Annotated in this window: 12 protein-coding genes; 11 read left to right on the top strand and 1 reads right to left on the bottom strand. The window is 44.0% G+C overall.

Going from position 1 to position 16,279, the window contains the following annotated elements:
- From murB to AC1DPK_RS17725, 10 genes are all read left to right on the top strand, one after another.
- A partial coding sequence (murB, locus tag AC1DPK_RS17770; RefSeq protein WP_477511180.1) for a UDP-N-acetylmuramate dehydrogenase occupies positions 1-539 on the top strand: 539 nt, incomplete at its 5' end.
- Positions 540-768: 229 nt separating this feature from the next.
- Positions 769-1,578: a transporter substrate-binding domain-containing protein gene (locus AC1DPK_RS17765; protein WP_441883241.1), complete on the top strand. Its 810-nt coding sequence runs from the start codon at positions 769-771 to the stop codon at positions 1,576-1,578.
- Positions 1,579-1,615: 37 nt separating this feature from the next.
- Entirely contained in the window at positions 1,616-2,152 is a 537-nt protein-coding gene (locus AC1DPK_RS17760) for a flavodoxin family protein (RefSeq protein WP_441883239.1), read from the top strand.
- A 257-nt stretch (positions 2,153-2,409) separates the two neighbouring features.
- Entirely contained in the window at positions 2,410-3,075 is a 666-nt protein-coding gene (locus tag AC1DPK_RS17755) for a FusB/FusC family EF-G-binding protein (RefSeq protein ID WP_477511179.1), read from the top strand.
- Between the two features lie 249 nt (positions 3,076-3,324).
- Complete coding sequence (locus AC1DPK_RS17750) at positions 3,325-3,876, top strand: YdhK family protein (RefSeq protein ID WP_477511178.1); 552 nt, start codon at positions 3,325-3,327, stop codon at positions 3,874-3,876.
- Positions 3,877-4,007: 131 nt separating this feature from the next.
- Positions 4,008-5,396 (top strand): stalk domain-containing protein, encoded by a 1,389-nt coding sequence (locus tag AC1DPK_RS17745; protein ID WP_477511177.1) that lies wholly within the window; start codon positions 4,008-4,010, stop codon positions 5,394-5,396.
- 354 nt (positions 5,397-5,750) lie between these two features.
- Positions 5,751-9,629 (top strand): discoidin domain-containing protein, encoded by a 3,879-nt coding sequence (locus AC1DPK_RS17740; protein WP_477511176.1) that lies wholly within the window; start codon positions 5,751-5,753, stop codon positions 9,627-9,629.
- Positions 9,630-9,976: 347 nt separating this feature from the next.
- Positions 9,977-10,783 carry a phytanoyl-CoA dioxygenase family protein gene (locus AC1DPK_RS17735; RefSeq protein WP_477511175.1) on the top strand — a complete coding sequence of 269 codons (807 nt, stop codon included), beginning with the start codon at positions 9,977-9,979 and terminating at the stop codon, positions 10,781-10,783.
- Between the two features lie 46 nt (positions 10,784-10,829).
- A complete protein-coding gene (locus AC1DPK_RS17730) occupies positions 10,830-11,828 on the top strand; it encodes a Gfo/Idh/MocA family protein (protein ID WP_441883227.1) in 999 nt (332 codons plus the stop codon).
- Between the two features lie 4 nt (positions 11,829-11,832).
- Positions 11,833-12,906 (top strand): Gfo/Idh/MocA family protein, encoded by a 1,074-nt coding sequence (locus tag AC1DPK_RS17725; protein WP_477511174.1) that lies wholly within the window; start codon positions 11,833-11,835, stop codon positions 12,904-12,906.
- A 125-nt stretch (positions 12,907-13,031) separates the two neighbouring features.
- Here AC1DPK_RS17725 and AC1DPK_RS17720 read toward each other — a convergent pair whose 3' ends face one another.
- The gene (locus AC1DPK_RS17720; protein WP_441883223.1) at positions 13,032-13,526 is read right to left on the bottom strand and encodes a MarR family winged helix-turn-helix transcriptional regulator; all 495 of its coding nucleotides are present in this window, start codon (positions 13,524-13,526) and stop codon (positions 13,032-13,034) included.
- A 212-nt stretch (positions 13,527-13,738) separates the two neighbouring features.
- On the opposite strand from AC1DPK_RS17720, the gene uvrA reads away from it, so the two are divergent.
- Entirely contained in the window at positions 13,739-16,243 is a 2,505-nt protein-coding gene (gene uvrA, locus AC1DPK_RS17715; RefSeq protein ID WP_477511173.1) for an excinuclease ABC subunit UvrA, read from the top strand.
- Positions 16,244-16,279: the final 36 nt, after the last annotated feature.

Raw genomic sequence — 16,279 nt, 5'->3', positions numbered from 1 at the left:
TCCCAGGTACGGTCGGTGGTGCTTTGTATATGAATGCAGGAGCCTATGGCGGACAAATTTCGGATGTATTAGTCAAAGCTTTAGTAATGAACGAAGCAGGCGAGCTTCTCACATTATCAAGTGAGGATCTGTCATTAAGTTATCGGAAAAGTAATATTTCTGCAAATAAATATGTCGTGCTCGAAGCTGTATTTAATCTTAAACAAGCTGAATATGCCGATATTAAAGAAAAAATGGATGAGTTCACTTTTGCGCGAGAAAGTAAACAGCCATTGGAATATCCTTCATGCGGCAGTGTATTCAAACGCCCGCCTGGATATTTTGCTGGAAAACTGATACAAGACAGCGGTTTGCAAGGGAAACGAATCGGAGGAGCAGAGGTATCCACAAAACATGCAGGTTTCATTGTAAATGTGGATCATGCTACATCTCAGGATTACATTGATTTAATCGAAGTTATTAAGACGACGGTAAAACAAAACTTTGGCATAGATTTAGAAACGGAAGTCATTGTCATTGGGGAAGACAATCAAAACTAAAACAAACGATTAAAGTTCAAAGACCCTTCCCATTCAATTGGCGAGGGTCTTTGATTTTTTACAATATTTATATTTATATAGCATTTTTGGTTTCTTATATAAAATATATCTATTATGTAATCAATTGACCTCAAGTGGGTGTGAATGCTACAGTTATCTCAGCCTTTAATCCTCACTTAACCCGTAGGGATTATGAGTTTAATACACAACCAAATTGGAGGAAACGATTTTGAAAAAGTTTAATGCATTTACGTTTGCCCTTGTTTTCTTATTTGTTATTACAGCATGCGCCAATAATGGCAGCAGCAATAAAGGAGAATCAGCCGCGGGGGTTAAAAAAGTTATTGTCGGCACTGGTAATGATTTCGAGCAAGTCGCTTTTCTCGATGATAACGGAAAGTTAACAGGCTACGACGTTGAAGTTATCAGAGAGATAGACAAACGTCTGAAAGAGTATGAATTTGAGTTTCAAACGATGGAATTTTCCAACATTCTATTAAGTCTAGAAACGAAAAAGATCGATATAGCCGCTCATCTATTTGAGAAAAATCCTGAGCGTGAACAAAAGTTTTATTTTAACGAAGAACCTTACGCTTATTGGCGGAACAAAATTATTATTGCAGCAGCAAACAATGAATCGATCAAGTCCTTAGATGATTTGAAAGGAAAAAAAGTGCTGATTGGCCCGACCAGCGCTCAAGCTCAAATCCTTGAAAATTACAATAAGGAGCATGATGGCGCAATAAAAATCGTGTACCAGCAAAACGATGCTAACGATGAAGTTCTTCAAATCACTAATGGACGGGTTGACGCAACAATAAGCGCAGACTTCCTTCTTCCGATCAAAGATCCGCAAGGCAAGCTCAAAGCAGTAGGAGATGCGCTTAATGAGGGGCATATCCAGTATGTACTCCGTAAAGACGACCCCGAGTCAAAGAAACTTGCCGACGCTGTGGATCAAACGATAAAAGAAATGAAAGCGGATGGAACCCTCGCAAAGCTTAGTACGGATTGGCTTGGTCAGGACTTTTCAAAATAAAAGCTTAACACTTTAAATGTGGAGGTGATTATTCACAATGGGAATTGCAGTGATTTATGGAAGCTCCCGCAAAAATGGAAACTCGGATCAACTAGCAAATTTATTAGTTGAAGGATTTGAAGCAGATAAAATTCACTTATCTGACTACAACATCGAGCCTATTGTCGATTACCGGCATTCTGAGAAAGAGCCTTACCCAAATGATGATTACCATCATCTGATCGAACGCGTAAAGGCACAAGATGTATTGGTGTTTGCGACGCCAATCTACTGGTATGGCGCATCAGGACTTACGAAGACGTTCATTGATAGATGGTCCCAATCATTAAGAGAGAATAAGACCGAGTTTCTATCTAGTTTTGCGTCAAAAACAGCTTGGATCATCGGTATAGGCGATGACGAGCCCCATCTGAAAGGAATTCCGCTTGTTCAGCAATTTCAATATATTTTCGACTATACGGGCACAAATTTTGCAGGTTACATCCTTGGGAGAGGCAACAAACCAGGCGATATTTTGCAAGATACCATTGCTTTGGCCACTGTGGAGGAAATCCGGAAAAAATGGCATACTTAATCAAAATGTAAATTTAGAGGAATTCACACGTTGTAACAACATCTGAATTCATTTTATAATGTAAAGAGGCAGGGAGGTGATAGGAATGGCAAATCAAATTGCCGGGAAAAGTAACTGCTCATGCAAAGCCTACTATTAGGGCGATACTTTGCGTGGGGCCGGACTGAAATATTTTCGCCCAATGGAGCTCATATCGTTTCTAATAAAAGCTTTGCACCTTATATTTTTTTTCATTAAAAATAAGGGGCTGAACAGCTATGAATAAACCATTTATTAGAAACCATCAATATAATTTAATTAAGAAACAAGCACATCTGCTTCAAACTGCGTGTAACACGGTATCCGATCCAAAAGTAGTTGAAGCGGTTAGGTATAGTACGCAAACAAAGATTTCCGAAGCATTCCCGGGCGCAACTGATCTTCAAAAGCATGAGTTAGAGAAGCTTGCAACGTTAAATAGGACAGAAGAAATTCAATCCTATTTGCAATCGCTGCAGCCTTTGATGTCGGAATTCACTCAAGTAACGGCAGCTCAAATAAAAAAGCTGTTTCCAAAAGTCAAAAAGCTAAAGGTACCTGATTTAGATGATATTGACTACCGTTATGTTACGTATATGGGTTGGACCGATATCGCATCTAATAGGCTGTTTCTTATTTACCGTCAAGACGGACAGCTTATCGGCATTGAAGGAAAGTTTACGCCAACAAATAAGAAAAGCACCTGTTTTTTGTGCAATAGACATGAAGAAGTTGCGTTATTCACGGCGATTACGAAATCAAGGCCTGCTAATGCTTCACCTGATTACTACAAGGCCATTGGAAATTATATGTGCGTAAACAGCGAAGCCTGCAACGCAAATATAACGGATGTCACCGTTTTAGAGAAATTCATAAGCAACTTCATCGGAAAACATGAATCATAATATGAAAAGAAGCATCAGAAATTCTGATGCTTCTTTTTTTTATGGTGATTTGCTTCCTCCAGTATATCTGATTGCAGTCTACACAAGTTCTTCAAAAGTGTAAGTTACAATGAGGATAAGGAATAGTAGATAGGAGGACATAAGAACAAATTTTTTAAAAAAAGAAATGAAATTACGTTTCCGAAATACCCATTGGGGGTATAATGCGAATAACATACTGAACGAATAAACAGAGGAGTGTTATATAAAATGAAAAAACAATTGGTTTTACTTAGTGTTGCTGCGGTAATCGCTTTAAGTGGATGCGGTAAAAACGAAAGTGCTGAGAACGCTATGACCAGCAATCAAGGTGAAGACCACTCACAAATGAATCACTCCAATAGCAGTCAGCTTCCTAAAGGGTTAAAAGAAGCAACGAATCCAACCTACAAGGTGGGGAGTGAAGCGATTATAAAAGCAGACCATATGGCAGGAATGAATGGAGCTACAGCAACAATTGTGGGCGCCTATACGACTACTGCCTACGCTGTATCTTATACCCCAACAACGGGCGGCGAAAAAGTGACCAATCATAAGTGGGTTATTCAAGAAGAAATTAAAGATGCAGGCGACAAACCCTATGAGCCAGGTACAGAAGTTATCCTTCAAGCAGACCATATGGCGGGTATGAACGGCGCAACCGCAACAATTGATTCCGCAGAGCAAACCACGGTTTATATGTTTGATTACGTTCCAACCACTGGGGGAGAAAAAATGAAAAACCATAAATGGGTAACGGAAAGCGAGCTTTCACCGAAGTGATCAACCGTTTCTGAACAAACGACGATTCTTTCTCAATAGTAGAGAGAATCGTCTTATTTTATACAGGAAAACGAAACTTTTTTACAAATAATGGCGTCTAATCCTTGTAAATAAAACAATGAGGTGATGATTTGCGAGGATTAAAAACCCGTTTGCTTATACTATTCATTGTAGGTGCTGTTTCATTATCTATGACACCAGCATCCGTAAATGCGGCGCAGTTACCTTTTCTAGATGGCATTATCAGCATTGATGGAAATCATGCATTGGATAAAAAAGGTGTGCTCTGGTCATGGAATGAAAAAACATTTGAAGCCGTTCCCATCTTAGATCAAGTAAAGAAAATCTCGGAAAGCAATGCCGCAATAAGAACGGACGGCAGTGTGTGGACCTGGGGAAGAAAACCTGGAACGACGTCAAGCCTGTCTAATGTTCAACCCTCACAGGTGGAAGGTTTGGACAAAGTCATTGATATTTCAGGTAATTATGCATTAAAAGCAGATGGTACCGTATGGTCACTCGGTGGATTATGTGAATTTCAGATTCAAAATTATGCCTGCAGAGAAGGCAGTAGTAAGGAAGAGCAGCTTCGACCCGGCCGTATTGGCGAGTTAGAAAATATTGCTGCGATTGAAGGAAACGGTTATTTTCCGATTGCACTTGCAAAAGATGGGACAGTGTGGATTTGGGGGTACGATAAATATGGCGATTCCTTTCTGCCGATCACAGTGCTTGATAAAAGCAGCATGAAAACAGACCATTTAAAAGGTATCAGTTCTATTTCTAATGGAACACTCGTAACTTCTTCTTGGAATGTGTATATTATGAATCGATATTCTCTTTATGGGCTGACCGAGCCTAGCTTCAATCTGGCCAAGCTCGCTCCAAACGTTTCGGCTGTATCGGGCTTTGTTGATGGGATGGGAGATTTTCATGCCTTTTCATTTGTACTTACGAAAGATGGCAAAGTATCTTATTGGATTTGGCCTATACAAGATAAGAAGCTTTACCCTGTGAAAGGACTAGATCAAGTCAAGATGGTCAGCGCGATTGGCGAAGGAGCAGGTACAGCTTTGCATAAGGATGGAACGGTTTCATCTTGGGGGAAGTTGAGTCAGTATTACGGTGACGATAAATACAAATACAACTATAAGATCATACCTAAAAAAGTGGTTAAAGGCATAGGCATTCGCTTAAATAATAAATACCACTTAATGGACGCGCAAGCAGCTTTTATAAATGGATCCGTATTCGTGCCCGTCAGGGGACTTATTGAATCTCTCGGGGGTACGGTCAGCTACTCAAATGACATCGTAAAGGTAAAATACGGTTCCCATTCAATCACAATGGAAGTGTGGAAGAACCAGGCAACGGTTGATGGCAATGTTGTAAAGTTAACCGCCCCTGTTCAAATCGTTAGTGGCAGTACGATGATTCCTCTGCGATTCGTTGCACAAGCACTTGGTGCAAATGTCGTATGGGATGGAAAAAATCAGGAAGTACATTTGACTATAAAGTGAACCGCAAATAAGCTTCAAAATAAGAAAATGAACAAAACCAGTTCAAACACATCTCATGTGTTGAACTGGTTTTTTTTATAGGAAAGAAGCTTAGATTTGTTTTATTATCATTGAATCGCATACGATTTCCGTAATATTACATCTTATAGCTCGGTCAATTATGTCTTTATAATGTAAGGGTGTGACAACGAGAGGAGGGTTGTCTATTATTCTAAAATGAACTAGGAAAGTGAACGGAAGGCTATACGGAAATCGCATAATAGTGAAACAATCTTTTTTGTAAACGCTGCCATTTGTACGTTTTTCGGTAGATCGCACATTTCTCGTACCCCCACATTATTGAGGAGGAATATAATGCGCAATAAGTATGTTGCATGGTCGCTCATCGTTACCATGCTATTCTCAACCTTGCTCCTATCTACTGGACCGTTTACTCCCGTTTCTGCTGCAGGTGGATCAAACCTGTCGATCGGCAAAGACATTACAGCAAGCGGCCAATCACAAACCTACAGTCCAAGCAATGTGAAAGACAGCAACCAAGGAACGTATTGGGAAAGTGCAAACAACGCATTTCCACAATGGATTCAAGTCGATCTCGGCTCCAATACTAGCATCGACCAGATTGTATTAAAGCTGCCTGCAGGCTGGGAAACCCGGACACAAACGCTTGCGGTTCAAGGCAGTGTTAATGGAACAACGTTCACGAATATTACAGCTTCTACAGGTTATGTATTTAATCCGGCGGTTGCAAGCAATTCGGTCACAATTAACTTCGCATCAACGAACACACGTTATGTTCGCTTGAATTTTACAGGCAATACGGGCTGGCCAGCGGCACAGTTATCCGAATTCGAAATTTATGGCACTGCGCTGACACCGTCACCTACTCCTACATCAACGCCTACGGGCACCTATCAGGCTGAGTCTGCTGCATTGTCCGGCGGAGCGAGCGTAAATACCGATCATACCGGCTATGCCGGCACCGGATTTGTTGACGGCTACTTAGCACAAGGTGCGACAACAACGTTTACGGTCAATGCAGCCGCGGCAGGCAGCCGCAACGTGACACTCAAGTACGCCAATGCAAGCGGAAGCACAAAAACAATAAGCATCTACGTTAACGGAACAAAAATCCGCCAAACCTCACTTCCAAACCTTGCGAACTGGGATACGTGGGGAACGAAAGCAGAGGCTCTCACTTTAAATGCAGGCTCCAATACGATTGCTTATAAATACGATGCAGGTGATTCCGGCAATGTCAATCTTGACCAAATCACGGTTGATTCAACGATCATTACGCCTACACCTTCTCCTACAGCAACGGCAACTCCTACTCCAGCGGTGACACCAACATCAACTCCTACGCCAACTGCTACGCCAACAGTGACACCAACTCCAACAGCAACGCCTACGATTCCTCCAGGTGGCAACATCGCTATTGGCAAAGCTATTAGCGCATCATCCAGCACACAAACGTTTATTGCAGCGAATGCAAACGACAATAACACCGCCACTTATTGGGAAGGCGGCAGCGCTTCGAGCACCTTAACTCTCGATCTTGGGGCGAATCATGACATTACATCCATCGTGCTGAAGCTGAATCCTTCTACAGAATGGGGCACTCGTACACAAACGATTCAAGTACTAGGTCATAACCAAAATACAACAACCTTCAGCAGCTTAGTGTCGGCACAAGCTTATACGTTTAATCCAGCTTCGGGCAATACGGTAACGATCCCGGTTACCTCGACGGTTAAACGTCTGCAGTTGAATATTACGACGAACTCCGGCGCACCTGCCGGTCAAATCGCTGAGTTTCAAGTTTACGGAACGCCTGCTCCAAACCCTGATTTGACGATTACAGGCATGTCATGGGCACCTGTCTCACCAATAGAGACAAATGAAATTACACTGAACGCAACAGTTAAAAATATCGGCAACGCCAGTGCCCCGGCGACTACAGTCAACTTCTACCTTAACAACACGCTTGCCGGCTCTGCTCCAGTAGCCGCACTAGCGGCCGGTGCTTCAGTAACGGTACCATTTAATGTTGGTGCCAAAACCGCAGCCACCTACTCAGTAAGCTCGAAGGTAGATGAGAACAATGCAATTATTGAGCAAAATGATACCAACAACAGCTATACGAATCCATCATCACTTATTGTCGCTCCTGTTGCCAGTTCCGATTTAATTGGAGCTGTATCCTGGACACCAAGTAATCCAGTTGCCAGCAATACAGTCGCTTTCAACGTTCTCCTTAACAATCAGGGAAACATTTCTTCAGCAAGCGGCACCCATGGCGTAACCGTTATTCTTAAAAATTCTGCCGGCTCTACCATTCAGACCTATAACGGGTCATACAGCGGTACATTAGCAGCTGGAGCATCTGCAAATGTCAGTATTCCTGGGACATGGACAGCAGTAACTGGCAACTATACCGTATCAACAATCGTTGCTGTTGATGCCAACGAATTAGCAATTAAGCAAGCAAATAACACGAGTTCAACAAGTCTAGTCGTTTATTCTGCTCGAGGTGCCAGCATGCCTTACAACAGGTACGATACGCAGGATGCGACTCGTGGTGGAGGGGCAACTTTACAATCTGCACCGACATTCGATCAGGCGCTGATTGCATCCGAGGCATCTGGTCAGAGTTACGTGTCACTTCCATCGAATGGCTCATATCTTCAGTGGAACGTAAGGCAAGGGGAGGGCGGAGCAGGCGTTACGATGAGATTTACGATGCCTGACTCGTCAGATGGCATGGGGCTCAGCGGATCACTTGATGTTTACGTCAATGGTGTCAAAGCCAAGACCATCCCGCTCACTTCTTACTACAACTGGCAGTATTTCGCAAGTGATCAACCAGCTGACACTCCATCAGGAGGACGTCCGCTCTTCCGATTTGATGAGGTGCATTGGAAACTAGACACAGCTCTTCAACCTGGCGATACCATACGTATCCAAAAAAGCAATGCAGACAATCTCGAATATGGTGTAGACTTCCTTGAAATCGAGCAGGTTCCTGCTGCGATTGCCCGCCCAGCCAACTCGGTTTCTGTAACGGATTTTGGCGCTGTTGCAAACGATGGCCTCGATGATCTTGCAGCCTTCGAAGCTGCTGTAACATCAGCGGTTTCTACAGGAAAAATCATGTATATACCAGAAGGAACATTCCATCTCGGAAACATGTGGAAGGTCGGTTCTGTCAGTAACATGATTAATGATATTACGATCATGGGCGCAGGCATCTGGCATACAAACATCCAGTTTACCAACCCTAATGTAGCATCGGGCGGCATTTCATTCCGTGTCGAAGGCAAGCTTGATTTTAGCAATATTTATATGAATTCCAAGCTGCGGTCACGCTATCACGAGGGTGCTATTTACAAGGGCTTTATGGACAATTTCGGTAAAAATTCAAAGGTGCACAATGTATGGGTAGAGCACTTTGAATGCGGTTTTTGGGTAGGGGATTATGCACATACACCAGCAATTTATGCGGATGGGCTCGTGATTGAAAATAGCCGTATCCGAAATAATCYTGCTGATGGTGTCAACTTCGCTCAAGGCACAAGTAATTCGACTGTTCGCAACAGCAGCGTCCGAAATAACGGTGATGATGGTCTTGCCGTATGGACGAGTAATGTAAATGGTGCCCGCGCGGGTGTCAACAATACTTTCTCGTTTAATACGATTGAGAATAACTGGCGTGCGGCTGCTATTGCATTTTTCGGCGGGGGAGGACATAAGGCTACTAACAACTTGATCATCGACACTGTCGGCGGATCTGGCATTCGAATGAACACTGTATTCCCAGGCTACCATTTCCAGAACAATACCGGCATTTTGTTCTCGGATACAACGATTATAAACAGCGGAACCAGTAAAGACCTCTACAATGGTGAACGCGGAGCTATCGATTTGGAGGCATCTAACGATTCCATCAAAAACGTGACGTTTACCAACATTGATATTATCAATACGCAGCGCAGTGCAATCCAGTTTGGATATGGCGGCGGATTTGAAAATATCGTGTTCAACAATATCAATATTAATGGTACGGGACGTGATGGAATCCTTACATCGCGGTTCACATCACCGCATCCAGGTGCGGCAATTTACACCTATACGGGGAATGGATCAGCAACGTTCAACAACCTGACGACTAGCAATATCGCTCATCCCAACACGAATTACATTCAGAATGGATTTGGTTTGATCATTCAGTAACAGATTGATCATTCAGTAACAATAAGAAATGCCTGTGTAGGGGAGTTCTTCGGAACTCCTCCATTTTTTTTATGTTTATCAAAGCTATTCAACGAAAATGGAAAATCTCAAAATACATATTAAATATATACGATTTTAGAAAATGAATCTGAAAAACAAACAATTGTAAGAGCAATTAGTTGATAACGTCGTTTATTAGATAACACAAAGCGATTAGTTAACCAAAATGTTGATGATTTAAATAAAAATAATCGGAATAATCCAAGCATTCTATGCATTAAATGAATTACCGTTCATATTTTATATATAAAAGAAGCAGTTCACTCCAGAAAGCAGGAGGTTATCGCATGAATGCCGAGCACAGTCAAGGACTTAATGCCATTTCGCAACCCGGTGAATTCACAGAGCTTGACCGTTTCATGTTCGAGTCGTGGGGTTATTTGATCATTCCTAATGTATTAACCGCTGACCAAGCACAGCAATGTTTGGAGGCATCTATTCGCCTGCATGAGAGAGAAGGTACAACCGGATGGGCTCAGGTTGGCCGAGGATTTGAAAGTGAACCCACGCTGGACCAGTTGATTGATCACCCTGCGGTGCTCCCAAAAGTGAGAGCATTATATGGCGATCGTTTCATTCTTCAATCCGCTTGGTGCACGAAGCAGCCTGCATTTGGAGGAGCAGGCGGCTGGCATCAGGATGGCTCAGGAGCCTACGATTTTAATCAACTAGCTTATCCGATTCCTCTGCTGCAGCTTCGTGCTTCCTATTTACTCACTGACCAATCGCTGCCTAGGATGGGCAACATGGAGATGATTCCAGGCAGCCATAGAGCCCAAGTTCCACTCCCGGCAGACATCCGCCGCGACAAAGGTGATTTGCCTGTAGGACATGTCATTTGTGCGCCTGCCGGATCTGTATTGCTCTTCCATAACGCGGTTTGGCATCGTACATATTATCATGACGGAGATTACGACCGTTATACCGCACATTATATTTATAGTCCGCCTTGGGTTCGATTCTCCGATCGCTTTGGAAACAACAAGGACTATTTGGAGCGTACAACGCCTATGCGCCGTTACTTAGCAGGAGAATATGAGCGGCCAGACGCGCCATTTGGCGCCGGGTACCCCGCAACGGCTTTTAAAGATTAGCAATTCGCCGCTTAAGCAAATATTTGAATAATGGAGGGATTTTTGAATGTTAAATGTCGCGATGATTAGCAAATGGCATGTTCATGCTGATGGATATGCCAAACACCTGCAATCACTTGGGAACGTAAACATAACAGCAGTTTGGGATGAAATAACGGAGAGAGGGCGAACGTGGGCAGCAGAGCTCGGAGCTGCTTTTGAATCTGATCTGGATACGCTGCTTCAAAGGGAAGACGTAGATGCTGTTGTCATTGATGCCCCTACCAGCATGCACGCGGGAGTCATGGTTGCTGCTGCGCAAGCTGGAAAACATATTTTCACAGAGAAATCGATGGCGCTTACGGTAGCCGAATGCGACAAAATTACGGCTGCTGTACAAAAATCCGGCGTGAAGTTTTGTATATCTTTTCCCGCTCGAACAAGGCCTCACCATTTATTCGCAAAACAGCTTCTGGATGATGGGCTGCTTGGCGCCGTTACGCTGCTGCGTATCCGAAATGGTCACGACGGAGCATTAAACAATTGGCTGCCTGAATACTGGTACGATGAGAAACAGGCAGGCGGCGGAGCTATGATGGATCTTGGTTGCCATCCGATGTATTTGGCAAGCTGGCTGCTTGGTGAGCCGAGACGAATTACATCCATGTTTAATTATTTTACGGGCCGGGCTGTTGAAGATAATGCACAATGCTCGATTGAGTTTGCTAACAACGCGGTTGCGCTGCTGGAAACGAGCCTTGTTACTTACTCGACGCCATCTGCGTTTGAACTATACGGTACGGAAGGGACACTGATCATATCCGGAGAAGATGTTAAATTTGCTTCCAAACATACCGATTCACCGCTCCAAGGCTGGATTTCACCTCGACAGCTTCCAAAGGAGCAGCCGCTTCCACTAACACAATGGGTGGATGGCATTCTGAACGACAAGCCGATGCCATTTGGACTCGAGGACGGAACAAAGCTGACGGAGCTTCTTGAAACGGCATATATCGCACATCACGAGAGAAGAACGGTAGATTTTAAACGGCAAGGAGGAAATTAATTAGATGCGAACAGTAAAGGTAGGTATTATCGGATGCGGCATGATTGCTGGCGGCAAACATATGCCAAGCTTAGCCAAGGTGGGTAATGTAAAGATGGTCGCATTCTGCGATCTAATCGAAGAAAGAGCGCGCGAAGCTGCTGAGAAGTATGGAGTTCCCGGCGCGAAGGTTTTTACCGATTATAAGCAGCTATTAGCCATGGAGGATATTGAAGTCATTCATGTATTGACGCCAAATATTTCACATGCCGTCATTTCAATCGATGCCATGGAAGCAGGCAAACACGTTATGTGTGAGAAGCCGATGGCCAAGACCRGTGCCGAAGCGAAAGCGATGTACGAAGCTCATGTTAGAACCGGCAAGAAGCTGACAGTCGGCTACCAGAACCGCAGCAAAGCTCAGTCGTTGCTGTTAAAAAAAATGATCGAGAATGATGAGCTTGGCGAGATCTATTATGCCAAAGCGGTTGCAACAAGGCGTAGAGGGGTTCCTACATGGGGAGTATTTCTGGATAAAGAGAAACAAGGCGGCGGACCTTTGATCGATATTGGCACCCATTCACTGGATCTCATCCTATGGCTGATGAACAATTATGAACCTCACAGTGTTGTAGGCAGTGTGTTTCAGAAGCTGAAGGATACAGAAAATGCAGCTAATGAATGGGGATCATGGGACCCAGAGCAGTTTGAAGTAGAAGATTCCGCTTTTGGTTATGTGAAATTCAAAAACGGTGCTGTCGTTTCAATTGAAACCAGCTGGGCACTTAATATCGCCAAATCTGAAGGATCATATTTGTGCGGTACGAAGGGCGGTGCTGATTTTCATGATGGTCTGCGCATTAACGGTGAGAGGGACGGCAGCTTATTTCTCAACGTCATCGACGTGAAAGCAACCGAGAGAGAGCAATTCCGTGGAGAAAACCTGACTGATTTCGAGTATGAAGCCAAGCAGTGGATCAGCAGTATTGTGAACGACACCGATCCGCTCGTTAAGCCTGAAGAGGCGATGGTGGTATCGGCTATTCTGGAAGCGGTTTACTTATCAGCCAAAACCGGAAAAACGATCTACTTCGATTGATAGGCAGCTCAAGGACAAAAGTAAAAAGTAAGAAGGACGATAATAATATGAATTGCATTAAAGGACGGTATCCTGAGGTCATTAGACTTCTGGATATCGTCCTTTTCAATTGGTGTGCCCTATATTTAAGATGAAGATTTAGTGCTTTTTGCAGAGCTGAGGTGATCAATTTGATCATCTAGTACTTTGCCGGCTCTCTCTAGAAACAGTGTAATCAGTTCCAGCTCTGCATCTGTATAGGAGGAAGCCAGCTTCACCATCTCGTTGTGAAGTGGAATATACGTATTGCTGACATCTTCTTTCTGTTCATAGAGCGGAACAATAATCACTTTGCGACGGTCATTGGGATCGTTTTGCCTGCGTACGTAACCGAATTTTTCAAGGCGGTCAATTAATGCTGTCACACTTCCAGTAGCAAGCCCAGTTAGTTTGGACAACTCACCGGCTGTGATTGGTCCTTTTTCACGTAAAATATCCACAGATAAAAAATCATTATTATATAAGCCGAGAGCAGCAGCTACATTTTGTTGGTACAAAACTGTTCGGCTTCCTAGTCCGCGCATACGTGCGACGAATTGTTCCTGCTGATCGGTCGCTTGCACTTGTTGCTCGCTTGACAAAGGACAAACCTCCTTTTAAGATATGGGTATCTCGGATTCCGAGATACTTTGTTATAAAGATATTAGATGGAATGAATTTAATCAAGTTCATTCTATCGAAATCATTCATAATTTGCAAAAACTTTAGTCATGATGGCTAAACACTTTAATCCATATTTGAGATCGGAATGCTATAAGACATAGAATAATTATTTATTATGAGGAGGATTTTTATGAAAGATACCATTTTTATTAAAGGTGCACGTGAAAACAACCTGAAAAATGTTTCCCTTTCAATTCCAAAGTACAAGCTGGTCGTTCTTACAGGTCCATCAGGATCTGGCAAATCAACTTTGGCTATGGATACACTTCAAAGAGAATGCCAAAGGCAGTATTTGGATTCCATGGGCATGACCTCGGATTCGATAGGGAAGCCGAAGGTTGAGTCTATCGAAGGATTATCACCTTCCATCAGCGTTGGACAGCATGTTACCAATCGAAATCCGCGCTCAACAGTCGGAACAGTAACCGATATCTATACGTTTGTAAGGTTTATCTTCTCGCGACTAGGGAAGCGGATTTGCCCTTCTTGCAGCGGTCACATAGCTCCTTTATTTGAGCCCATAGGTGCAATGGCCGATGAAGATGAGGAAATGGATCATCAAATGATAGGCTGTCCTCACTGCGGAGCAGCGCTTGAGCAGCTAGGAATGTCACACTTTTCCTTCAATAAGCCAGAAGGAGCCTGTGGAGCTTGCAGTGGGCTTGGGCATGTGGCAAGCATTAATGAAGCAGCCGTTTTCAATTCGGAGCTCAGTCTGCGCGATGGGGGAGTGGCTTCTCTGAACGGGGTTCATCGCGATATTCAAATTCGTATTTTGATGGCGGCAGGAAAGCATTACGGCTTTGCATTTGGTCCGGATCAGCCATTAAAGGATTTCGGAGAGGTACAGCGCGATTTGTTATATTATGGTGTCGGTAGTGAAGCCTTCAAGCAGCATTATCCAAATGTGAAGCCTGTCCAAGGTACAAAATTCGAAGGAGTCATCCCTGGTTTATGGAGGCGTTACAAAGAAAAAGAAGGGGAAACAGGCACTGCGGAAAAAGAGGGAAGTTTTTTTCATGAACAGCTTTGCCCGGAATGCCTAGGAGCACGCCTTAAGAAAGAAGTTCGTCTTGTTCAAGTAGCCGGCTCAACCATCTCCGATGTATCGGAATGGTCACTCAGTGATGTATTTAAGTGGACCGAGGAATTACAAGAGACGCTCCCGCCTGAAGGTCATTATCTGCTCGAACCCATTCTGCATGATATGCCTACTAGGCTAAAACGAATCATTGATGTTGGCCTAGGCTATCTTTCTCTGAATCGGCAAACCGTTTCGTTATCAGGCGGCGAAGCACAGCGGCTGCGGCTCGCATCGCTGCTCGGTTCTGGCCTAACCGGAGTACTTTATATTTTGGATGAACCGACCACGGGTCTTCATCCCCGTGATACATCCGGTCTCATACGAGTACTTCAGCAGCTTCGTGATTTAGGGAATACAGTACTCGTAATCGAGCACGATGTTGAGATGATGCGTGCTGCAGACCATATCATCGATATAGGTCCTGGCGCTGGGTTGCACGGTGGAACCGTCGTAGGCGAAGGAAGTCTGGAGGATTTAATGTCCAGTAAGCTTTCGGTTACAGGCGCTTATTTGAGAGAAGAGAATGGCTCAACTCCTGTACGCATCCGCAGAGCAGGCAACGGTCAGTTTATTACAATCGAGCAGGCTAAACTCCGTAATGTTGACATTCCAACTGTAGCATTCCCGCTTGGCTGTCTCGTTTCCGTTACAGGTGTATCTGGCTCCGGCAAATCCACGCTAGTCTTTGATATCCTAGCAGAAGGAAGTCAGAAGGAGTTGGAGCGAATAGGGTGCAAGAAAATTACGGGCTTAGAGCATGTCGGAAATGTCGTTATATTTGACCAGACACCCATGGGACGAGTGCAGCGCTCCAACGTAGCAACGTATACGGATGTGTTTACGCAGCTGCGCCAGTTGTTCGCTGGTTTGCCTGAAGCTAAAAAAAGAAAACTGACAACCAAACATTTCTCATTTAACACCTCTGGTGGTCGTTGTGAGACATGTCAGGGGCTAGGTGTGCTTTCCGTTGATATGAACTTCTTGCCTGATCTGGAGGTAAAGTGTCTTGACTGCAAAGGAAAACGATTTACGGATGAGGTTTTGCAGGTTCAGTATGAAGGCTGCTCTATATCGGATTTGCTGAATATGTCTGTGCAGGAAAGCTTAGCTATTCTCAAAAATGAAACAAAGATAACAGGTATTATCGAGATGCTTTGTGAAGTCGGACTAGGCTACTTGAAATGGGGGCAATCGGTCAAAACGTTATCTGGCGGCGAAGGACAGCGGATCAGACTGGCGAAAGAGCTGAGCAAGCCTTCCAAAAACCATACGCTCTACCTGCTGGATGAACCGACTACAGGCCTCCATCCATCTGACATTAAGCAGCTCCATACTTTACTCAGCAAGCTGGTTGATACAGGCAATACGGTAATCGTTGTTGAGCATAGTCTGGAACTGATACGAGAATCCGATTGGGTTATCGATATCGGCCCAGAAGGGGGCGCAGCCGGCGGAAAATTAGTAGCAGAAGGCACGCCTGAGCGTGTAGCGGAAGTGGCAGAGTCGTATACGGGTATGTTCTTAAAGGAAATGTTGGCTAAAAGGCAGTAATTATAGCTTGCCAATCTATTGCTAAATCAATACGTA

It is taken from the genome of Paenibacillus sp. 01T424 (assembly GCF_056398745.1).
This window is presented reverse-complemented; position numbering and strand designations above follow the sequence as displayed.